The 19,601-nt window shown below is 72.3% G+C and carries 20 protein-coding genes; 15 read left to right on the top strand and 5 right to left on the bottom strand.

From position 1 onward, the window contains the following. Positions 1-13 precede the first annotated feature (13 nt). From O7610_RS13595 to O7610_RS13580, 4 genes are all read left to right on the top strand, one after another. Positions 14-1,609 (top strand): ABC transporter ATP-binding protein, encoded by a 1,596-nt coding sequence (locus O7610_RS13595; protein ID WP_281551101.1) that lies wholly within the window; start codon positions 14-16, stop codon positions 1,607-1,609. Next, a complete protein-coding gene (locus tag O7610_RS13590) occupies positions 1,609-2,925 on the top strand; it encodes an ABC transporter permease (protein ID WP_289213432.1) in 1,317 nt (438 codons plus the stop codon). The genes O7610_RS13595 and O7610_RS13590 overlap by 1 nt, the downstream gene beginning before the upstream one ends. Further along, complete coding sequence (locus tag O7610_RS13585) at positions 2,922-3,836, top strand: ABC transporter permease (protein WP_281551099.1); 915 nt, start codon at positions 2,922-2,924, stop codon at positions 3,834-3,836. Before O7610_RS13590 ends, O7610_RS13585 begins: the two co-directional genes overlap by 4 nt. A 350-nt stretch (positions 3,837-4,186) precedes the next feature. Then, positions 4,187-5,224, top strand: coding sequence for a sodium:calcium antiporter (locus tag O7610_RS13580; protein ID WP_281551098.1), 1,038 nt, complete (start codon positions 4,187-4,189; stop codon positions 5,222-5,224). Between the two features lie 50 nt (positions 5,225-5,274). Here the strand turns inward: O7610_RS13580 and O7610_RS13575 are convergent, their stop codons facing one another. After that, entirely contained in the window at positions 5,275-6,303 is a 1,029-nt protein-coding gene (locus O7610_RS13575) for an aldo/keto reductase (RefSeq protein WP_289213431.1), read from the bottom strand. 167 nt (positions 6,304-6,470) lie between these two features. On the opposite strand from O7610_RS13575, the gene O7610_RS13570 reads away from it, so the two are divergent. From O7610_RS13570 to O7610_RS13560, 3 genes are all read left to right on the top strand, one after another. Beyond that, the gene (locus O7610_RS13570; protein ID WP_278170800.1) at positions 6,471-6,920 is read left to right on the top strand and encodes a VOC family protein; all 450 of its coding nucleotides are present in this window, start codon (positions 6,471-6,473) and stop codon (positions 6,918-6,920) included. Further along, complete coding sequence (locus O7610_RS13565; RefSeq protein WP_281551096.1) at positions 6,908-7,315, top strand: nuclear transport factor 2 family protein; 408 nt, start codon at positions 6,908-6,910, stop codon at positions 7,313-7,315. Before O7610_RS13570 ends, O7610_RS13565 begins: the two co-directional genes overlap by 13 nt. Before the next feature lie 88 nt (positions 7,316-7,403). Beyond that, positions 7,404-8,183: an IclR family transcriptional regulator gene (locus O7610_RS13560; RefSeq protein WP_289213430.1), complete on the top strand. Its 780-nt coding sequence runs from the start codon at positions 7,404-7,406 to the stop codon at positions 8,181-8,183. On the opposite strand, the gene O7610_RS13555 is transcribed toward O7610_RS13560, so the two are convergent. Together O7610_RS13555 and O7610_RS13550 are read right to left on the bottom strand one after the other, a co-directional pair. Further along, positions 8,180-9,040 (bottom strand): IclR family transcriptional regulator, encoded by an 861-nt coding sequence (locus O7610_RS13555; protein ID WP_281551094.1) that lies wholly within the window; start codon positions 9,038-9,040, stop codon positions 8,180-8,182. The two genes, O7610_RS13560 and O7610_RS13555, sit on opposite strands and share 4 nt — an antisense overlap. 101 nt (positions 9,041-9,141) lie before the next feature. Further along, on the bottom strand, positions 9,142-10,491 hold the full coding sequence (locus O7610_RS13550; protein WP_289213429.1) for a hypothetical protein: 1,350 nt from the start codon (positions 10,489-10,491) through the stop codon (positions 9,142-9,144). A 184-nt stretch (positions 10,492-10,675) separates the two neighbouring features. Between O7610_RS13550 and fdxA the strand changes: the two genes are divergently transcribed. The 7 genes from fdxA to O7610_RS13515 are packed head-to-tail and all read left to right on the top strand — an operon-like array spanning position 10,676 to position 16,193. Beyond that, entirely contained in the window at positions 10,676-10,990 is a 315-nt protein-coding gene (fdxA, locus tag O7610_RS13545; protein ID WP_278170791.1) for a ferredoxin, read from the top strand. Continuing rightward, positions 10,987-11,967, top strand: a complete 981-nt coding sequence (locus O7610_RS13540; protein WP_281551092.1) for an NAD(P)/FAD-dependent oxidoreductase — start codon at positions 10,987-10,989, stop codon at positions 11,965-11,967. Before fdxA ends, O7610_RS13540 begins: the two co-directional genes overlap by 4 nt. After that, the gene (locus O7610_RS13535) at positions 11,964-12,872 is read left to right on the top strand and encodes a fumarylacetoacetate hydrolase family protein (protein ID WP_281551091.1); all 909 of its coding nucleotides are present in this window, start codon (positions 11,964-11,966) and stop codon (positions 12,870-12,872) included. The genes O7610_RS13540 and O7610_RS13535 overlap by 4 nt, the downstream gene beginning before the upstream one ends. Then, positions 12,869-14,065 (top strand): amidohydrolase family protein, encoded by a 1,197-nt coding sequence (locus tag O7610_RS13530; RefSeq protein ID WP_289213428.1) that lies wholly within the window; start codon positions 12,869-12,871, stop codon positions 14,063-14,065. Before O7610_RS13535 ends, O7610_RS13530 begins: the two co-directional genes overlap by 4 nt. An 11-nt stretch (positions 14,066-14,076) precedes the next feature. After that, a complete protein-coding gene (locus tag O7610_RS13525; protein ID WP_281551089.1) occupies positions 14,077-14,874 on the top strand; it encodes an HpcH/HpaI aldolase family protein in 798 nt (265 codons plus the stop codon). Between the two features lie 25 nt (positions 14,875-14,899). Beyond that, the gene (locus tag O7610_RS13520) at positions 14,900-15,277 is read left to right on the top strand and encodes a cupin domain-containing protein (RefSeq protein ID WP_289213427.1); all 378 of its coding nucleotides are present in this window, start codon (positions 14,900-14,902) and stop codon (positions 15,275-15,277) included. Between the two features lie 4 nt (positions 15,278-15,281). Next, positions 15,282-16,193 carry a ribokinase gene (locus tag O7610_RS13515; protein ID WP_289213426.1) on the top strand — a complete coding sequence of 304 codons (912 nt, stop codon included), beginning with the start codon at positions 15,282-15,284 and terminating at the stop codon, positions 16,191-16,193. On the opposite strand, the gene O7610_RS13510 is transcribed toward O7610_RS13515, so the two are convergent. After that, positions 16,190-16,645: a CehA/McbA family metallohydrolase gene (locus tag O7610_RS13510; protein ID WP_348650050.1), complete on the bottom strand. Its 456-nt coding sequence runs from the start codon at positions 16,643-16,645 to the stop codon at positions 16,190-16,192. The genes O7610_RS13515 and O7610_RS13510 overlap by 4 nt on opposite strands. 146 nt (positions 16,646-16,791) lie before the next feature. After that, positions 16,792-17,898, bottom strand: coding sequence for an acetamidase/formamidase family protein (locus tag O7610_RS13505; RefSeq protein ID WP_289213425.1), 1,107 nt, complete (start codon positions 17,896-17,898; stop codon positions 16,792-16,794). Between the two features lie 275 nt (positions 17,899-18,173). Here O7610_RS13505 and O7610_RS13500 point away from each other — a divergent pair, with 275 nt between their 5' ends. Next, positions 18,174-19,601 carry an aromatic ring-hydroxylating oxygenase subunit alpha gene (locus O7610_RS13500; protein WP_289213424.1) on the top strand — a complete coding sequence of 476 codons (1,428 nt, stop codon included), beginning with the start codon at positions 18,174-18,176 and terminating at the stop codon, positions 19,599-19,601.

Genomic DNA, 19,601 nt, shown 5'->3' with positions numbered 1-19,601 from the left:
CCCGACTATCGAGGTGGAACGGACTGTGCACACCGACGGCCACACGGCGCCGGCGCTCACCCTGCGCGGAGTGAGCAAGCGCTACGGTCCGGTCGTCGCCTGCGACGCCGTGGATCTCGCCGTCCGACCCGGCGAGATCCACGGCCTCCTCGGCGAGAACGGGGCCGGCAAGTCGACCCTGATGAAGATCCTGCTCGGGCTGGTGCACCGGGACGCCGGCAGCATCCTGCGCGACGGCGAGCCGGTCGAGATCGACACTCCGCAGCGGGCGGCCGATCTGGGGCTGGGCATGGTGCACCAGCACTTCAGCCTGATCGACCCACTCACCGTCTGGGAAAACGTGATCATGGGCGACAGCGGCCGGGTCGACAAGGGCGCGGCCTGCGCCCAGGTCGAGCAGGTCGCCCAGCGGTACGGCCTGCCGATCGACCCGATGGCCCGGGTGGACCGGCTCTCCGCCGGGGAACGGCAGCGGGTCGAGCTGATCAAGTGTCTGCGCCGCGACCCGTCGGTGCTGATCCTCGATGAACCGACGTCGGTGCTCACCCAGGCCGAGTCGGCCGAACTGTTCACCGTGCTGCGCCGGGTGGTGCAGGCGGAGAACCGGGCGGTCATCCTGATCAGCCACAAGCTGGCCGAGATCATCGCGGCCACCGACCGGGTCACCGTGCTGCGCCGGGGCGCGGTGGTCTTCCACGGGCCGACCGCGCAGACCACCCCGCAGCTGCTGGCCCGGCAGATGGTCGGTCGGGAGGTGTCGCTGCGGGCGGAGAGCGCCGCGCTGGGCATGCTGCCGGTCGATCGTTCCGGCGACCAGCCAGCAGGCGACCAGCCGTCTGCCAGCGGCCAGCCGGCCGCCGGCTCCCCGCCGGCGTTGCGGCTGCGCGACGTCACCGTGCTCCTCGGTGAGCTGCGGATTCTCGACGCCCTCAACCTCGACGTCGCACCGGGGGAAATCGTCGGCCTGTACGGCGTCGAAGGCAATGGCCAGGCCACCCTCGGTGATCTGCTTTCCGGGCTGCTGGTGCCCGACTCCGGCACGGTCGAGATCGGTGGCGAGCCGGTCGACCTCGACCGGGCCGGCGCGCTGCACACCGCCGGACTCGGCATCGTGCCCGAGGACCGGCACCGGTCCGGCGTGGTGCTGGACATGACGATCGCCGAGAACCTGGTGATGAAGTCGCTGGCCGGGGTCTCCGGCGCCGGCGGGGTGCTCAGCCGGCGACGGATCCAGCAGATCGCCCGGCAGCGGATGACCGAGTTCAACATCATCGCCCCGTCCCCGGACACCCCGGTGCGCAGCCTGTCCGGCGGCAACCAGCAGCGGGTGGTGCTGGCCCGGGAGTTGTCCGCCGGACCGAGGGTGCTGATCGCCGCCCAGCCCACCCACGGGCTGGACGTCGGCGCGATCGAAGACATGTACGTGCGGCTGCGGCAGGCCGCCGCGGAAGGGGTGGCGGTTTTGCTGATCTCCACCGAACTCGAAGAGGTGATGGCCCTGTCCGACCGGGTGGCGGTGATCTCCTCGGGTCGGATCGTCGGCGTGCTCGATCCCGCCGAGGCCACCGCGGAACGCCTCGGCATGCTGGTCGGCGGGGTGAGCCACTGATGGCCACGTTGACCGGTGCGGACCCGGCCGGCCGGCGGCTGCTGGCCCGGCTCACCCCCGGCCCCGGCGGCCGGCAGGTCACCGCGGCGACCGTGGTGACGGTCGCCGTCGCCCTCGGTCTGTCCGCGTTGCTGATCGCGGTCACCGGCGGCTCGCCGAGCGCCTCGGTGCAGGCGCTCTACCAGGGCAGCATGGCCAGCCCGCGAGCCTGGAGCAACTCGCTGCTCTACGTCGCACCGCTGCTGCTGGTCGCGGTCGGTGCCTGCGTCAGCGCCCGGTCCGGCTTCTTCAACATCGGCCAGGAGGGCCAGGTGCTGATCGGGGCGCTGGCCGGTGCCTGGGTCGGCCTGCGACTCGCCCTGCCCGGGCCGTTGCTGCTGGTCGTCGTGCTGCTCGCGGCGCTGCTCGCCGCCGGCGGCTGGGCCGGGCTGAGCGCGCTGATGTACCGCTTCCGAGGGGTCAACGTGGTGGTCAGCACGCTGCTGATGACCTTCCTGGCCCAGCAGTTGGTGGCGTTCGCGGTCAACACCCCGTGGCTGCTGCAGGAGTCCCGGCTGGGCACCGGGGTGGTCTCGCCACAGTCCAACCCGCTGCCGGAGAACGCCCGGCTCGCCTCCCTCGGTGAGTACCCGAACCTGCAGGTCAACGGAGGGCTGATCCTGGCCGTCCTGATCGCGGTGGCGATCAGCCTGGCGATGACCCGGACCCGGTGGGGGTTCCGGCTCAAGATGCTCGGGCTCAACCCGGTCACCGCCCAGCACGCCGGGGTCCGGGTCGGCGCCCTCGGTGGGATGGCGCTGGCCATCTCGGGAGCCTTCGCCGGCCTGGCCGGCGCGCTGCTGCTGACCAGCCCGATCGGCAGCCACCGGCTGCAGCCGGGAATGTCGTTGAACCTCGGCTGGGACGGCCTGCTGGTCGCCCTGGTCGGCCGGAACAATCCGCTGCTGGCCATTCCGGTGGCGGTGCTGTTCGGCGTGCTGCGCGCCGGATCCAGCTTTCTGGCCGCCACCGGGGTGCCGTCGTTCCTGGTCGACGTGGTCAAGGCGCTGCTGGTGCTGGCGTTCGTGGCGCCGCCTGCGGTGATCGCCCTGCTACGCCGGCGGCGGGCCGGCGGTGAACCGGCGGGCACTCCGCCGCCGACCGGTGGCCTGCCGACCCCGACCCCGTCGACGGGGGAGCCGGCGGCGCCCGGCACCGAGGTGCCGGCGATCGACGTCCCGGAGGCGGCGGCCGGTAGCGGGTCGACCGGTAGCGGGTCGACCGGTAGCGGGTCGACCGGTAGCGAGAAGACCACCATGGAAGGCAGGCCGGCATGAGCGCCGCCGACAACATCGCCACCATTCTGTCCAGCGGGGCGCGGCTGACCATCCCGTTGGCCTTCGCCGCCTGCGGCGAGTACGTGGCGCAGCGCGCCGGCACGCTGAACATCTCGGTCGAGGGCATGATGCTCGGCGCGGCGTTCGGCTCGATCGCCGTGGCCAGCGCCACCGGCAGCGCCACCATCGGGCTGGCCGCCGGTGCCCTCGTCGGCGTGCTGGTCGCCGTGCTGCACGCCAACCTGTCGCACCGGGCCCAGATCAACACGTTCGTCGTCGGTCTGGTGCTCAACGCCCTGGTGCTCGGCCTGACCAGTTATCTGATCACCATCAGCAGCTTCACCGGGCACCAGGTGTGGCGGGTGGACATCCCGGTGCTGCGCGACATCCCGATCATCGGACCGATGCTGTTCGTACAGCGTTGGCCGGCGTACCTGCTGCTGATCGCGGTACCGCTCACCTGGTGGCTGGTGGAGCGCAGCCGGTGGGGCCTGGAGCTGCGGGCGGTCGGGGAAAACCCGCAGGCCGCCGACGTCAGCGGGATCCGGGTCAACCACCGGCGCCGGCAGGCGCTGCTGTTCTGTGGTCTGCTCGCCGGGCTCGGCGGTGCCTACCTGGCGGTGGGTGAGGTCGGCTCGTTCAACCAGAACATGACCGCCGGTCGTGGCTACCTGGTGATCGCCGCGGTGATCTTCGGTGCCTGGCGGCTCGGTCGGACCATGGTCGGCTGTGCGGTGTTCGGTCTCGCCGATGCGATGCGGCTGGCGCTGCCGGCGCTCGGGGTGACCATCAACTCGCAGCTGCTCATCGCCGCGCCGTACCTGTTGGCGCTGCTGGCCATGCTGGTCTTCGCCACCCAGCACCGAGAACCGAGAGCGCTGGCCAAACCGTTCCAGCGCGGCACCACCTAGTCGGCTACCTGACTACCGGCGCGCCCGGCTCAGCGTCACCGCCGGGCTCGGCGTCACCGCCCGGCTCAGCGCAGGGTCCGTTTGCCGGACGCCCTGAGTACGCCGACGAGAAGGACGTAGATCAGGACACCGACAGCGGTGACTCGCCACAGATGATGTGGGTTGTCGAGTAACATCCTGCTCAAATACCCGCGACGGCTCCCGGCTATCCGGCGACCGGATCACGGGCGGATGATTCGCCGTGACAGTGATCGGGTAGCGAGGTCGGTCATGGGACCTGAACGGACGAAGACGGCTCGGCTGTGCCCACCGTCAACGGGCCATCCGTCACGAGGCGACGGTGGGCGACGGTGACCGGGTCGACCTGGCCGCTGGCACCGAGCATCGCTGCGCTCGCGGTCGCCCTGCTCGTCATCGTCTTCGCCGGCAAGTCGCTGGCGGCGACCGCCGACACCCTCGCCGACCGGACCGGAATGGGCGAGGCCGTCGCCGGAGCGCTGCTGCTCGGCGCGGTCACCTCGCTACCGGGGATCGCCACCACCGCGATCGGCGCCTGGCAGGGCGACGCGCAGTTCGCCATCGCCAACCCGATTGGCGGCATCGCTGTACAGACGGTCTGGCTGGCCATCGCCGATCTGCTCTACCGGCGGTCGAACATCGAACACGCGGCCGCCTCGCTGGAGAACATCATGCAGGCGCTGGTGCTGGTGGCGCTGCTCTGCCTGCCGATCGTCGCCTACGCCACGCCCGGCCTGACTCTCGGCTGGGTGCATCCGGCGAGCCTGCTGATCCCGGTCCTCTACCTGTACGGACTGCACCTGGTCCGCCGGCTGCGGCAGAACCCGATGTGGCGGGCGGAGCAGACCTCGGACACCCGGCAGGACGTCCCGGACGACCCCGACGGCGACGCCGACGGTGCGCCCAGCACCCGCCGACTGTGGTGGCGGCTGGCCGCACTCGCCGCTGCCGTCGGCGGCACCGGCTACCTCATCGGGCAGGGCGGCCTGGGGGTGATCGCGGCGACGGGTCTGCCCAGCGGTTTCGTCGGGTTCACCGTCACCACCGCGATCACGTCGTTGCCGGAACTGGTCACCCTGATCGCGGCAGTCCGGATCGGGGCGTTGACGCTGGGGATCGGCAACATTCTCGGCGGTAACGCGTTCGACTCACTGATGATCTTCCTCGCCGACGCGGCGTACCGGCCGGGGTCGGTATACGCCGACGCGGCTTCCGCCGGTCTGCTCCTCGCCGGGTCGACCACGCTGCTCACCGTGACTCTCGCCGCCGGCCTGCTCCTGCGCGAACGCCGGGGGGTCGGCTTCGAGGGCGTCGCCATCCCGGTGGTCTACCTGGTCACGGTGGTGCTGCTGCTGGTCCGCGCCGCCTGACTCCGCCGCCCTGGGCGGCGGTCGGACAGGGTGGTGCAGCGCCGGTCCGGTCAGTCCCGGCGGCGCAGCGCCGGGTCGGTGAGCGCCGGCGGCCGGTAGCCGGCGTCGGCCGGGTTGACGTTGTGTCCTGGGGGCACCAGTTCGTCGATGCGGTCCAGCACTGCGGCGGGTAGCCCGGTCAGCTCACCGGCACCGAGCTGACTGCGCAGCTGGGGCAGGGTGCGCGGGCCGACGATGGCGCTGGTCACCGCCGGATGGCTCAGTACGAAACCGAGGGCCAGCTCGATCAGGCTCAGCCCGGCCTGCGCGGCCAGCTTCTCCAGCTCGCCGAGAATGTCGAGTTTGCGCTGCCGGGCGGCGGTATCGCGGAAGTCGAAGTGGTCGGCGTTGCGTCCGGCCCGTGAGTCGGCGGGGACCTCGGCGGAGCGGTACTTGCCGGTCAGCCAGCCGCCGTTGAGCGGGCTGAAGGCGAGCACCCCGAGTCGGTGCCGCTGGCAGGTCGGCAGCACCCCGGCCTCCACACCCCGCGCCATGATTGAGTACGGCAGCTGTTCGGTGGTGAACCGTTCCCGTTGCCGCAGCTGGGCGACCCACTGCGCCTCGACGATCTCCTCGGCGGGGAACGCCGAGGAGCCGACCATCAGCACCTTGCCCTCGCGGACCAGGTCGGACAGCGCACCGAGGGTCTCGTCGATGTCGGTGCCCGGGTCGGGCCGGTGCACCTGGTAGAGGTCGATTCGGTCGGTGCCGAGCCGGCGCAGGCTGGCTTCGACCGCCTGACGGATCCAGCGCCGCGAGTTGCCCCGCCGGTTGCGGTCGTCCCCCATCGGTTCGTGGAACTTGGTGGCCAGCACGACGTCGTCGCGCCGCCCACGCAGCGCCCGGCCGAGGATCTGCTCGGATTCGCCGTGCGCGTACACGTCGGCGGTGTCCACGACGTTGATCCCGGCGTCGAGCGCCTCCCCGACGATCCGCCGGCATTCCTGCTCGTCGGTGTTGCCCCAGGCACCGAACATCATCGTGCCGAGGCATAGCGTGCTCACCTCGACGCCGGTGCCGCCAAGCCTGCGGTACTGCATCAGAACCTCCCGCCGCCAGCCTGTCAGCCGACCACCGACGGCGGCACCGTCGCAGCGGCTCGAAGGCCGATCGCCGGGTTTGTGTCCCCGGCACATGGATCCCGGCTACGGTGCCGAATAGCCTGGTAGACGCGCTGCAACAGACATTTCGGCAACTGGAGGTTCCCGTGGCGACCGGCCTTACCCACGCCCGATGGACGCACGTGGCACTGCCCACCGGCGACCTTGACAAGGCCATCTCGTTCTATACTTCGCTCACCCCGCTGGTGGTGGTGGAGCGCTTCGCCGACGCCGACGGCGAGAGCGTCTGGCTCTCCAACGACAAGCAGGTCGAGACGCCGTTCGTGCTGGTGCTGGTCTCGTTCAACAAGGACAAGGGCGGCCAGTTGGGGCTGCTGCACCCGTTCGCGCACATCGGCATCGAGGTGCCGAACCGGTCCGACGTCGACGAGATCGCCGAACGGGCCCGGGAGATGGGCTGCCTGCACTGGGAGCCACGGCAGATGCCGCCGCCGGTCGGCTACATCTGCGCGTTGAAGGACCCGGACGGCAACGTCATCGAGATCTCCCACGACCAGCAGGTGTTCGACACCGTACGGCGGCTGTGGGGGAGCTGACCGGCGGACGCACCCGCGACGCGGTGCGGCGGTACCTGGCCGCGCTCAACGCCCGGGACGCCGACGCGGTCGCCGGCTGCGTCAGTCCCGGGTTCGTCAACGAGCACACCGCGGCGCTCGGCCGAACCGTCACCGGCCGGGCCGCGTACCGCGCCCGGCTGGACGGCTTTCTCGCCGAGTTCGCCGACCTGCACTACGAGGTCGAGGATCTGCTGGTCGAGGGCGACCGGGCGGCGGTGGCGTACCGGATGTCGTTTCGGCTGGTGTCGGCCGGCCGCGCGCCGGTACGCATCCGGGGCATGTTCCGCTTCGAGGTGGACGCCGACGGGCTGATCGCCCGCCGGGTCGACTACTGGGACAGCGCCGAGGTGCACCGACAGATCGCCGCCGGCTGATCCTGTCGGCTGGCTGGTCCCTATCGGCTGGCTGGTCCCGTCGGCCGGCTTATCCCGCCGGTGGCGTAGGGCTCGGTAGAGTGGCGCCGTGGTGGTCACGGGTCGGGCGGCGGGTGAGACGAGCGAGGTGGCCGGCGACGGGCCGGCCATCCAGACGGTGCAGCGCGCCGCGACGATCCTGCGGGCGTTCACCGTGGAACGGCCCCGGCTCACCCTGGCCGAGCTGACCGCCGACCTGGCGATCAGCCGGGCCACCGCGCACCGGTACGCGCGGGCGCTGCGCACCGCCAATCTGCTGCGGTTCGACGTCGCCACCGCCACCTACACGCTCGGCCCGCAGATCCTGGCGATGGAGGCGGCGGCCCGCGCCGCGCTGCCGATCGTCACGGTCGCCGAGCCCTACCTCGACCGGCTGACCCGCGACACCAACCAGACCTCGGTGCTGAGCATCTGGAACGGCGAGGCGCCGACGGTGGTCCGGTGCATGGACAACACCAGCGGTGACGTGCGGCTCAGCGTGCGTACCGGCTCGCCGTTGGAGCTGACCCGCTCGGCCCAGGGCCGGGTGTTCTGCGCCTACCTGCCGCCCGCCGAGAATCCGGTGGTGGCCCGGCAGCTGCGGCTGTCCGCCGCGCTGCGGGAGGTGGTCGCGCAGGTGCGCCGCGACGGCGTCGCGGTCAACTCACCGGAGGATTTCGGGGTACGGGTGATCGCCGCACCGGTGTTCGAGCGTACCCAGGTGGTGGCCGCGCTCGCGGTGCTCGGCACCAGCGTGGCGCTGGCCGGTGCGGCGCAGACCGCGGCGGCGGACCAGCTGCGGCAGGTCGCGGGGGAGTTGTCCGAGACGTTGGGGGCGATCGCCGGTTAACTCCGGCTGGTCCGGCCGTTGCCGCCCGGCCGGTGGCCGTTGCGCCCGGTGTCGCCCGGCTGCTGGTGGCCGTTGCCTGCGACGCTGCCCAGTTCGGCGGTGACCACAGCGGCGGCGCGCTGCAGCGCGGTGGCCAGCGGGCTGTCGGTGCCCTCCGGCACCGATGTGGTGGTGCCGACGATCGCCATGGCGGCGATCAGCGTCTGGCCCCGGAAGATCGGCGCGGCGATGCTGCGTACCCCGTTGACCGACGGCGTGTTGGCGGAGATGCCGGTGCGGCGGATCTTGTCGACCTCGTGGCGCAGCTCGGCCGAGGCCGCCAGGTCGGCGGCCAGCCCGGTGACGTCCTCCGCCGGCAGGAACGCGCAGAACACCCGGCCCTGGGCGGACTCGGTGCGCGACAGCCGGGATCCGGTGCGGACGCTGACCCGGATCACCCGGTCGGTGTTGTCGTCGGCGCGGACCACCACCGCCGTGTCGCCGTCCCAGACGCTGAGCACCACGGTCTCGTCGACCTCGCGGACCAGCTGCTGCATGTGCGGGCCGGCGATGCTGATCACCGGCATGGCGGCACGGGCGGCGGCGGACAGGGTGAGGATCTGCGGGCCGAGGGAGTAGAGGCCCTCACGTTCGTCGTAGCGCAACAGGTTGCTCTCCCGCAGCGCCTTGGTGTAGCGGTGCGCGGTGGCTTTGCTGGTGCCGAGGCTGGCGGTGAGCTCGTTGAGGCTCAGCCGGGGTCGGGCTGCGGTGAACGCGTTGAGGATCACCGCGGCGCGCTGCACGGTCTGGATCGCCGGGGTGCTCGGCTCGGCGAGCACCGGGGGGCTCACCTCGGCGGGAGAGCTGTCGTCCGCCATCTGGCTTCCTTATCTGGCTTCCTGGTCGGAAGCGGCGGGGCGTGCGCACCGGACGGGGGTGGGTGCGAGCGGCCGGGACGCGTACGGAAAGTGAGACAGCATCATGCCATACGGTACCCTGCGCTGTCGATGGTGCCGGTGTGCCGTACCGCGATGTCCGCATAGATGCCGGCGAACATCCGCAGATCGGCCAGCGCGTACCGGTCCCGGCGGGGATCAGCGGGATCGGCACCCCGGCCGGGCGGTCCCAGCCGTACCGTCGGCACGCCCCGGCCGCGCAGCACCACCCCGTCGGTCGAACCGGTCCAGCCGAGGACCGGCGGTGCCTGTTCGCCGTACGCCGCTGTCCAGGCGTCGCACGCGTGCCGGGCGATCGGCGCGTCCGGTGCCGTCGCCGCGGCTGGGTGGACCAGTTGCCCGTCCACCGAGACCGGGCACTCGGCCAGCGGAGTGCCGGCGGTCGCGGCGGTGACGGCGGCCTGCACCTCGTCGCGGATCCGCGACGGATCGTCACCGGGCACCGTCACCAGGTACAGGTGCAGGTCAAGCCGGCCCGGCAGCAGATCCGGCTTGGCCGGCTGCCCGGCGCGTACCGCACCGATGCCGACTTCGGCGCCGACCGCAGCGGTCGGATCGGCGCGGGCGGCCAGGTGCCGCCGCCGGAAGGCCTCCAGTGCCTCGATCACCACACCGAGATGGGTGATCAGACCGCCGGGCGGCACCGCGCGCTCGCGGGCCAGCACCGGATGGAACCGGCCGGTCAGCCGCACCCGCAGGTAGAGGGCGCCAGGTTCGGCGGTCAGCACGCCCGGCGGACTGGACTTGGCCAGCACCGCCGCCGCCGGCGGTGGGTACCGGTCCAGGTGTCGGGCGACACCGCCGGGCTGCTGCCGGACCACGCGCGCAGGAGTCTCCGGCGGTTGCGACAGGTGGTACCGGTGGGTTCCGGTGGCGGCCAGCAGCAGGGTCAGCCGGTGTGGCCGGTCGGCCGCCCGCAGCGCCTCGGCGGCGGCGACGAAACCGACCAGCGCGGTCGCGGCGGCGGCCCGGGCGACCCCGAGGCCGAAGCCGTCGACCAGGGCGTCGCCGGCCGGTCCGGCCGAGCGGCGCAGTCCACCCGTCGGACCGGACACGCCGGTGATCGGCTCGTCGAAGCCCGGCTCACCGGTGAGGGAGGTGTCGAGGTGGGAGCAGATCAGCAGCTCCGGCGCGTCGCCGCAGCCGGCGGTGACGTTGTGGCCGGCGGTGACGTCGCGGCCGGCGGTGACGACGAGATTGGCGCTGCGGGGCATCTCGGCGGTCGCCGGCAGCCGGTCGACCCGCCAGGCCAGGTCCGGCCAACGGCTGGTGCCCCAGCCGGCCAGCCGCTCGGCGGTGGCCAGTTCCTGCCCGTACGGGGTCGGCCCGGCGGTCAGCACCGTCAGGGCGTCGACGATCCGGTCCTCGCTCATTGCCTCATCCCATCACTCCCGTGACAGTTATCCAAGATGACGTCTCGCATGTTGACATAGCCAGGGTGGGGTCTCTAGCGTGACGTCACATCAACGACGCCGCTGTCCAACCAGATAACCGCAGGTCGCAGAGGCGCGAGACGCGAGCAGGACGGCGAAGAGGCCCACTGATGCGGGAGGACCGATGACCTACGTGGTCACCGACGAATGCGTGGACGTACAGGACCGCTCCTGCGTCGAGGAATGCCCCGTGGACTGCATCTACGAGGGCGACCGGATGATGTACATCAACCCCGACGAGTGCGTCGAGTGCGGCCGGTGCGAACCGGTCTGCCCGGTCACCTCGATCTTCCACCTGGACGACCTGCCGGCCGACCAGGCACACTTCGGCCCGATCAACGCCGAGTTCTTCAGCGAGCTCGGCGCCCCCGGCGGTGCCCGCAAGATCGGCCGGGTCGGTCGCGACCACCCGGCCGTCGCCGGGAGCACCGGCTCATGACCGCCGAACACGACGTCGACCTGGCTGTCATCGGCGCCGGCCCGGCCGGCCTCTACGCCGCCTACTACGCCGGCTTCCGTGGGATGACCGTGGCGATCATCGACTCGCTGCCCGAACCGGGCGGACAGATCGCTGCCCTCTACCCGGAGAAGGACATCTACGACATCGCCGGCCTACCGTCGATCAAAGGCCAGCAGCTCGTCGACGACCTGCTCACCCAGGCCGCCACTGCCAAACCCACCTTCCTGCTGGGCGAGAGCGCCGTGGAGCTGACCAACGCCGCCGACCACGTGCAGCTCGGCACCGACACCGGCAGCCGGGTGCGCGCCAAGGCGGTCCTGCTGACCGCCGGGATCGGCACCTTCACCCCGCGCGAGCTGCCGGTCGGCAGCGACTACCTCGGCCGTGGGCTGCGCTACTTCGTGCCCCGGCTGGAGGAACTCGCCGGACAGCAGGTCGTCGTGGTCGGCGGCGGCGACTCCGCCGTCGACTGGGCGCTCGCCCTGGAGCCGTACGCCGCCAGCGTCACCCTGGTGCACCGCCGGCCGCAGTTCCGCGCCCACGAACGCAGCGTCGAGCAGCTGCACGCGTCGAGCGTGCGGGTGGTCACCCCGTACGAGGTCAGCGGCATCGCCGGCGACCCACAGCTCACCTCGGTCACGATCAGCGAGGTACGCGGCGACGGGCGCGAGGAGCTGCCCGCCCAGGCGGTGGTGGCCGCCCTCGGCTTCATCGCCGACCTCGGCCCGATGCAGCAGTGGGGGCTGGAGATGACCAAACGGCACATCACCGTCGACCGGTCGATGCGTACCAACCTGCCCCGGGTCTACGCCGCCGGGGACGTCACCGACTACCCGGGCAAGGTGCGGCTGATCTCGGTCGGCTTCGGTGAGGCCGCCGCCGCCGTCAACAACCTGGCACCGCTGGTCAACCCGGCGCTGAGCACCGTGCCCGGCCACTCGTCGGACGCCGCGTGAGCGCCCCCGGACTGCAGCTGCTGGCCACCCGGCACGGGCTGGCCCGGATCTGTGGCGACGGCACCGCCGAACTGCTCGACCTGCCGTACCGCGACGTCGCCGACCTCCTGCGCGCCGGCACCGGGCTCGACCCCGCGGCGACCGCACCCACACGTGAGCGGCTGCCGCTGGACACCCTCACCGCTGAGCTGGTCGCCCCGCTGGGCAGCACCCGGGCGGTCTGGGGAGTCGGCCTCAACTACCACTGCAAGGCCCGCGCCGCCGGCCGGGCACTGCCCACCGAACCGGTGCTCTACCTCAAGTCGGCCAGCGCCGGCTCCGGTCCGGACGCCACCGTGGCGCTGCCCAGCTCGATCAGCGCCCAGCCTGACTACGAAGGCGAGATCGCGCTGGTCATCGGGGCCCGGATGCACCGTACGCCGGCCGAGCAGGCCTGGTCGCACGTCGCGGCCATCACCGCCGCCAACGACCTGACCGCCCGCGACGTGATGACCGCGTCGGGCAACCCGACGCTGGCCAAGAGCTTCCCCGGCTTCGGCGCGCTGGGCACGTCGGTGCTGGACATCGCCGCCGTCGCCGACCGCGACGCCATCGAGGTGCGGACCACCGTCAACGGCGAGGTACGCCAGCAGGCCACCAGCGCCGACCTGATCTTCCCGGTGCCGCAGCTGCTCGCCTGGATCACCCGGTACGTGGTGCTGGAACCGGGCGACGTGGTGCTCACCGGCACCCCGGCCGGCACCGGCCAGGACCGGGGCTGCTTCCTGCGCCCCGGTGACCTGGTCGAGGTCTCGGTCGGCGGGGTGCTGCCGCTGCGTACCCGGTTCTGCGCCGAAACCGCCGACGGCACCCCCGACGTGGTGGCACCGTCCTCTCCTTCGCACAGAAAGTCCGCTGACCGATGACTGAGAATGCTCCCCGGTACGACCTGGTGCTGGCCGGTGGTGAGGTCTTCGACTCCACCACCGGTGCCAGCCAGGTCGCCGACGTCGCGGTGACCGGCGCCCGGATCGCCCGGATCGCCCGGATCGCCCCCGGCCTGGCCGCCGACGCCCGCGAGGTGGTCGACTGCGCCGGCCGGTACGTGCTGCCCGGCCTGGTCGAGGGACACACCCACATCTTCGCCGAGGTGTCCAAGGTCGGTGCCCCGCCGGACGAGGCGCACCTGCACCGGGGCGTCGTCGCCGCCTGCGACGCCGGCACCGTCGGCGCGTCCACCTTCGCCGCCTTCGAGCGGTACGTCGCCGCCCCGGCCAAGCTGCGGCTGGTCAACTTCCTCAACGTCAGCGTGCTCGGGCTGATCGACTTCCGGTTCGGCGAGCTGATGAACCCGGACACCCTGGTCCCCGAGGACGCGCTCGCGGTCGCCGCCGCCAACCCGCACCGGGTCCGCGGCTTCAAGATCCGGCTCTCCGAGGACGTCGTCGGGCACAACTGGCGGCCGCTGCTCAAGCGTTCGCTGGAGCTGTCCGCCGAGGCCGGCCTGCCGCTGATGATCCACATCGGGGAGACCCCGGAGCCGTTGCCGGCCGTACTGGAGATGCTGCGCCCCGGCGACGTGGTCGCGCACTGCTACACCGGCAAGCCGTACGGCATCCTGGCCGACGGCACGGTGCTGCCCGAGGTGTACGCCGCCCGTGAGCGCGGTGTGCTGTTCGAGTCGGCGCACGGCAAGAGCAACCTCAGCTTCAAGGTGGCCGAACCGGCGATCGCGCAGGGCTTCTACCCCGACGTGATCACCTCGGACACCTCGGCCCGCAACTGGCGCGGCCCGGTGTTCGACCTGGTCACGAGCATGGCCAAGCTACGCGCGCTGGGCATGACCATGGAGCAGATCGTGCCCCGGGTGACCAGCGCCCCGGCCCGGCTGACCGGCCTGGACGCCGAAGGCTACGGCAGCCTCGTCGAAGGCGGCCCGGCGCACGTCACCGTGCTCGCCGACGCAGACGAGGCGGTGCTGCCCGACGCGGCCGGCAACCAGATCACCGCGCCCCGGCTGGAGCCGGAAGTGGTGCTGCTGGCCGGCGAGCGGGTGCCGACCGTACCGTGGCGCGGCCTGCCCACCGACCAGGCCGGTGCCGCCGGCCGGGCCAGCTGAGGACCGACCCGATGCGCACCGGGGTGCACACCGGCCGGGCCGCGCTGCGTGAGCGGCTGCGGCGCGGCCGGCGGGTGGTCGGCACCTTCCTGAAACTGCCCGGCACCGACGCGGTCGAGCTGGCCGCCCAGGCCGGCCTCGACTTCGTCGTGGTCGACCTGGAGCACTCCGGGTTGGACGAGCGGACCGCCGCCGGGCAGCTGCGGCACGCCGCACTGCTCGGCCTGCCGGCCCTGGTACGGCTGGCAGCGGTCGACCCGGCGCAGGTCAACCGGCTGCTGGAGGCCGGAGCCGCCGGGGTGCAGCTGTCCACCGTCCGCGCCCGTGCGCAGCTCGCCGCGCTGCACACCGCCGTGCGGTACGCGCCGACCGGCCGGCGCAGCATCAGCCTCGCCCACCCGGCCGCCAGCTACGGGGCCGCCGGGCTGGACGCCTACCTGGCCGCCGAGGCCGCCGACCCGCCGCTGCTGGTCGCCCAGATCGAGACCGCCGACACCGACGACCCGCTACCCGACCTGCTTGCCAGCCCGGACGGCAACTCCAGCGTCGACGTGGCGTTCGCCGGCACCACCGACCTGGCCGTCAGCCTCGGCCTGGCCACCACCGACGACCAGGCGCCGCTGCTGCGCCGGGTCGGTGAGATCGCCGACGCTGCCCGCGTCGCCGGGGTCACCCTGGGTGGGTGGGCGCCGGGCCGGGCCGACGGCATTCTGCGCCGGTACGGGCTGACCGGCGCCAACTACCTGGTCGCCGGCTCCGACCTGCAGCTGCTCGGCGCCGGCCTGCGCCACCTCGCCACCGACAATTGAGCCAGCCCTCGAAGGGAGCCCGGACGTGCTGAACCCGCAGCTCTACCGCACCTCGGTCAACTGGGACGACATCCCCGCCACTGACGTGCGCCCCGGCGTGCGACGCAAGGTGTACGCCACCGACGAGGTGGTCCTCGCCTGGCACGAACTCGCCGTCGGCATGGCGCTCAACCCGCACACCCACGACGACTTCGACCAGCTGGTGATGATCCTCGGCGGGCGGTGCAACTACTACGTCGACGGTGTACCGCACGACATGGGTCCGGGGTCGATGCTGCTGGTGCCGCGCGGCGCCGAGCACTACATCGAGCCGACCGAGGGCCCGTGCATCAACCTGGACGTGTTCGCCCCGCCGCGCCCCGACTTCCTGGCGCATGCCTGGCGTCCCGCCGCTCAGGGGTGAGCCGATGACTGACATTGTGGTGGTGGGCAGCCTCAACGTCGACGTGGTGGTGCCCCTCGACGAGCTGCCCGCCGTCGGGCAGACGGTGCTCAGCGCCGCCGACCATTCCCGGGCCGGTGGCGGCAAGGGCGCCAACCAGGCGGTGGCCGCCGCCCGACTGGGCCGGTCGGTGGCCATGGTCGGCGCGGTCGGCGAAGACCCCGAGGGGGAGTGGCTGACCGGGCTGCTGGCCGCCGAGGGCGTCGACACCTCGGCGGTGCTGCGCGCACCCCGCCCCACCGGGCAGGCGATCGTGCTGGTCACCGCCGACGGCGACAGCACCATCGCGGTCAGCTCCGGGGCCAACATGTGGCTCGCCCCGGAGCACCTGCGGCCGTACGCAGACCTGATCGGCGACGCTGCGGCCGTACTGCTGCAGCAGGAGGTCGACGCGGCGGTGGTGGCTGCGGTGGTGGCCGCCGCCCGCGGCCTGGTCGTGGTGAACCCGGCCCCGGCCCGGCCGATCGACGCGGAAACCCTGGCCCGGGTCGACGTGCTGGTGCCCAACCGGGGTGAACTCGCGGCGCTGGCCGGTGCGGCCGTGCCGGCCGGTGGCGGGACCGGCGATGTCGCCGCGCTCGCCACGATGGCCCGGTCGCTGGGTACCCGGGGGCCGGTGGTGGTGACCCTCGGCGTCGACGGTGCCCTGGTAGTGACCGCCGACCGGGAGCATCTGGTGCCGGCCGAGCGGGTCGACGCGGTGGACGCCACCGGTGCCGGGGACACGTTCTGCGCGGCGCTGGCCGACGCGCTGCTCGACGGTGCGGCGATCGAAGACGCGGCCCGCTGGGCGAGCCGGGCGGCGGCGGTGACAGTGACCCGGCCCGGCGCGATGGCCAGCGCCCCGCGCCGGGCGGAGGTGCTCACCGTCGGCTAGCTGGCCAGACCCGGTCGGTCGTCGGCGGCCCGCCGCCCGTCGGCGCGGGGTGGTCGGCACAGCGCGAGGATGACTCCGGCGACGCGCAGTCCACCGGCCCGGTGCACTTCGTCGAGCTGTCGGCCGATCCGGTCGTCGCCGTCGCTGTTGTCGTTGCCGTACCGCCAGTCGACGAGGTGCCCGGGTGGCAGGCCGAGGGCCAGCCAGTGCCCGGTACGGGTGACGACCTCCTGGCCGCAGATCACCAGCAGGTCGCCGGCGCCGTCGACCCAGTCGGCGTACCCATCGGTCGTGTTGTGCTCGGTGACGGCGACGAAGTCGAGCCCGGCCGCGCGGGCGGCGGCGGTCAGCTGGGCCGGGGTCAGCTCACCGCCGGTCGACCGCACCGAGTGCAGGTGGCAGTCGCCCCGGTACCACCTGGCTGCCGCTCGCGGTGCTGACGCTCGACGCACCCCGGTGATCCTGCCAGACTGCGGTTGCTCAAGATCATGTGAGCGTTATGTACGCCACAATCGCATCGTGACGTCCATAGCGCTCACATGATCTTGGGAAGGGGCCGCTCGGCGGAGTGCCGAGGTGCCGCGATGTGGCGGCGGGGTCAGATCTGGGCGGGGAAGTCGGCCTTGCGGATCAGGCAGTGCACACCCTTGACCGCGTCGACGACCTGACTGACCTCGAAGTCGGCGGCGGCGCTCAGGTAGGCCAGGGCGGTGTCGCGGGGCATTCCCTGGGTGCGGGCCAGGAAGTCGACCGCGGCCCGGACTGCCCGGCGCATCGCCTCGTTCAGGTCGGCGTCCAGGCCGACCGGGATCCAGTGGGTGTCGGTCTCGGCCAGCGGGGCCTCGCCGGCACCGACCAGCAGGGCGGCCTGCGCCGCCGGGATCACACTCAGCCGCAGAGTGGCCCGCAGCGGCGCCTCCAGGGCGGTCAGCGCCACCTCGCCGTCGCCCTGGGCGTAGTGCGGGTCACCGGCGTAGAAGCCGGCACCGGGCAGCTGCACCGGCAGGTAGAGGCTGGAGCCGACCTGCAGTTCGTTGATGTCCAGGTTGCCGCCGTGCCCGCCGGGCGGCACCGAGTGCACCATCTCGTCGGTGTCGACGGCGACGCCCATCAGGCCGAGGAACGGGGCGAGGGGGAACCGGGCGGCCCGGCCGGCGCCGAACGGCAGTACGCCGTACAGCCGGCCGCCGCTGGAGACGACCTCGGTGAAGTGGCAGACGCTGCCGTAGGCGCGCGGGTCGCTGTCGGGCCCGGTGTCGACCGGGGTGAGCGGGAACTCGCCGGGCAGCGCGCCGTAGCCGTGCCGGCTGCTGACGAAGCCGTACGGGGCCCGGATCGTCAGGTTGAGCACGTCGACCCGGAGCAGGTCGCCGGGCTGTGCGCCGTCGACGGTGATCGGGCCGGTGACCACGTGCGGGCCGTCGTCGTCGTAGTCGTGGGCGACGTCGGAGGCGGCCAGGTCGCGGGCGTCGGCGAGGACGCCGTCGGCGGGTACGTCGTACTGCTTGAGGTAGCCGACCGGGTCGCGGCCCTGGTCTTCGAGGATGCCTTCGTGGCTGAGGGTGTCGATGGTCACGGTCTCACCGGAGCGGACCCGCAGCACCGGGGCGTGGCTGCGGTTGGGCAGCCGGCCCCACAGGCAGGTGTCGGGCGTGGTCGGCAGGTAGTGGGCGCCGGCGATCGGTCCCTGGTGCGGCTGGAGCATCGCTTCCTCCGGAAGGGGTACCCGGCCGGCGGGCGCAGAGGCGCGCGGCGGTGCGTGCCGCTGGCGGGCCGGGTGATGGGTGGATGACCGGATCGTTTCCGCCGAACCCGCAGGAACATGTTGCTGTCCTGTTAACAGTGAGTAACCCGATCACGGAAAATGCCCTGCTCTTGACAGGTGGAGGGCTCTGATAGCAGCATCGGAGAGCGAGACACTGTCTCGCATGACGTAGCACCGCCGAGGTGGGCGGACGGGACGAAAGAGGGCGGTGGGTGATGACGCAGCAGACGCCGGTGCGACCGCTCGGCGGAGCCGACAGTGGCGCGCTGATCGACGAGGACTGGGAGGCGATGCGCTTCCGGGTGCACCGCTCGGCGTACCGCGACCCGGGCGTGTTCCGCGACGAGATCGCGAGGATCTGGGGCCACACCTGGCTGTACCTCGGCCACGAGACCGAGATCCCCAACGCCGGCGACTTCAAGACCCGCACCCTCGGCGGCCGTCCGCTGATCTTCTGCCGCGACTCCGCCGGCGAGGTCAAGGTCTTCCTCAACGCCTGCACCCACCGCGGCACCATCCTGTGCCGGCACAACGAGGGCAACACCAAGTTCTTCCAGTGCTTCTACCACGCCTGGGCGTTCAGCAACTCCGGTGACCTGGCCGCGCTGCCCGGCGACGAGAGCTACCCCGACGACCCCGGCTTCCGCGAGTCGATGCGGCTGCGCCAGGTGCCCCGGCTGCAGATCCACGAGGGCTTCGTCTTCATCGCGTTCGACCCCGACGTGCCCGACCTGCTCACCCACCTCGGTCCGGCCGCGCACTACATGTCGCTGACCGCCAAGATCGGCGAGCATGGCATGCAGACCCTGCCCGGCGTGCAGCTCTACAGCGTCAAGGGCAACTGGAAACTCGCCGTCGAGAACGCCATGGACGGCTACCACTTCGCGCCCACCCACAACACCTTCGTCGGCTACCTGCGGGAGACCGGGTTCGCGGTCACCGACGACGACCAGTACGCATACGACCTCGGCGGCGGACACGGGCTGCTGGTGCTCACCGGCCACAACGGCCGGATCGGCATGGTCTGGGAGCCGCGCTTCGGCGACGAGGAGAAGGCCCGTACCGTCGCCAAGCGCAACGAGATGATCGCCCGGCTCGGGCCGGAGCTCGCCGCCGAGATCGCCGACGCCAGCCGGATCCTCTTCGTCTTCCCCAACCTGCTGCTGTTCGACCTGGAAGCGCTCACCATCCGCCAGCTTGAACCGGTCGCCCCGGACCGTACCGACGTGCGGGCCTGGCAGTTCGTCGAGACCGGTGAGCCGGAGTCGGTGCGCGCGCTGCGGATCAGGACCATGGTCAGCTTCGTCGGCCCCGGCGGCCTGGCCACCCCGGACGACATCGAGGCGTACGAGGCGGTGCAGCGCGGCATCGTCGCCACCGCCGACTCTGCCGACCCCGCCCACGACTGGTCCGACATGTCGCGCGGCATGGCCAACGAGAAGCAGGGCAACCAGGGCCGCTCCATCGACGAGGGTGCGATGCGCAGCTTCTGGCGACACTGGGCCGACCGGGTCGGGGCGGCCACCGCCGTCGCAGGCGACCCGCCGGCCGACCCCGGCGCACCCGGCCCGTCCGCCGTCCTCGCGGCCGGATCCGCAGCCACCAGCGGCTCCGCCGCGCCCACCGCCAGCGGGAAGGAGTGA

It is taken from the genome of Solwaraspora sp. WMMA2065, from assembly GCF_030345075.1.
Taxonomy (GTDB): Bacteria; Actinomycetota; Actinomycetes; order Mycobacteriales; family Micromonosporaceae; genus Micromonospora_E.
This window is presented reverse-complemented; position numbering and strand designations above follow the sequence as displayed.

What these genes read in the sequence shown, in the direction of transcription:
- O7610_RS13590 (WP_289213432.1), top strand. Translation starts at nt 1,609, where the DNA reads ATGGCCACGTTGACCGGTGCGGACCCGGCCGGCCGGCGGCTGCTGGCC.
- O7610_RS13585 (WP_281551099.1), top strand. Translation starts at nt 2,922, where the DNA reads ATGAGCGCCGCCGACAACATCGCCACCATTCTGTCCAGCGGGGCGCGG.
- O7610_RS13575 (WP_289213431.1), bottom strand. Translation starts at nt 6,303, where the DNA reads ATGCAGTACCGCAGGCTTGGCGGCACCGGCGTCGAGGTGAGCACGCTA.
- O7610_RS13555 (WP_281551094.1), bottom strand. Translation starts at nt 9,040, where the DNA reads ATGGCGGACGACAGCTCTCCCGCCGAGGTGAGCCCCCCGGTGCTCGCC.
- O7610_RS13550 (WP_289213429.1), bottom strand. Translation starts at nt 10,491, where the DNA reads ATGAGCGAGGACCGGATCGTCGACGCCCTGACGGTGCTGACCGCCGGG.
- fdxA (WP_278170791.1), top strand. Translation starts at nt 10,676, where the DNA reads ATGACCTACGTGGTCACCGACGAATGCGTGGACGTACAGGACCGCTCC.
- O7610_RS13540 (WP_281551092.1), top strand. Translation starts at nt 10,987, where the DNA reads ATGACCGCCGAACACGACGTCGACCTGGCTGTCATCGGCGCCGGCCCG.
- O7610_RS13530 (WP_289213428.1), top strand. Translation starts at nt 12,869, where the DNA reads ATGACTGAGAATGCTCCCCGGTACGACCTGGTGCTGGCCGGTGGTGAG.
- O7610_RS13525 (WP_281551089.1), top strand. Translation starts at nt 14,077, where the DNA reads ATGCGCACCGGGGTGCACACCGGCCGGGCCGCGCTGCGTGAGCGGCTG.
- O7610_RS13515 (WP_289213426.1), top strand. Translation starts at nt 15,282, where the DNA reads ATGACTGACATTGTGGTGGTGGGCAGCCTCAACGTCGACGTGGTGGTG.
- O7610_RS13505 (WP_289213425.1), bottom strand. Translation starts at nt 17,898, where the DNA reads ATGCTCCAGCCGCACCAGGGACCGATCGCCGGCGCCCACTACCTGCCG.
- O7610_RS13500 (WP_289213424.1), top strand. Translation starts at nt 18,174, where the DNA reads ATGACGCAGCAGACGCCGGTGCGACCGCTCGGCGGAGCCGACAGTGGC.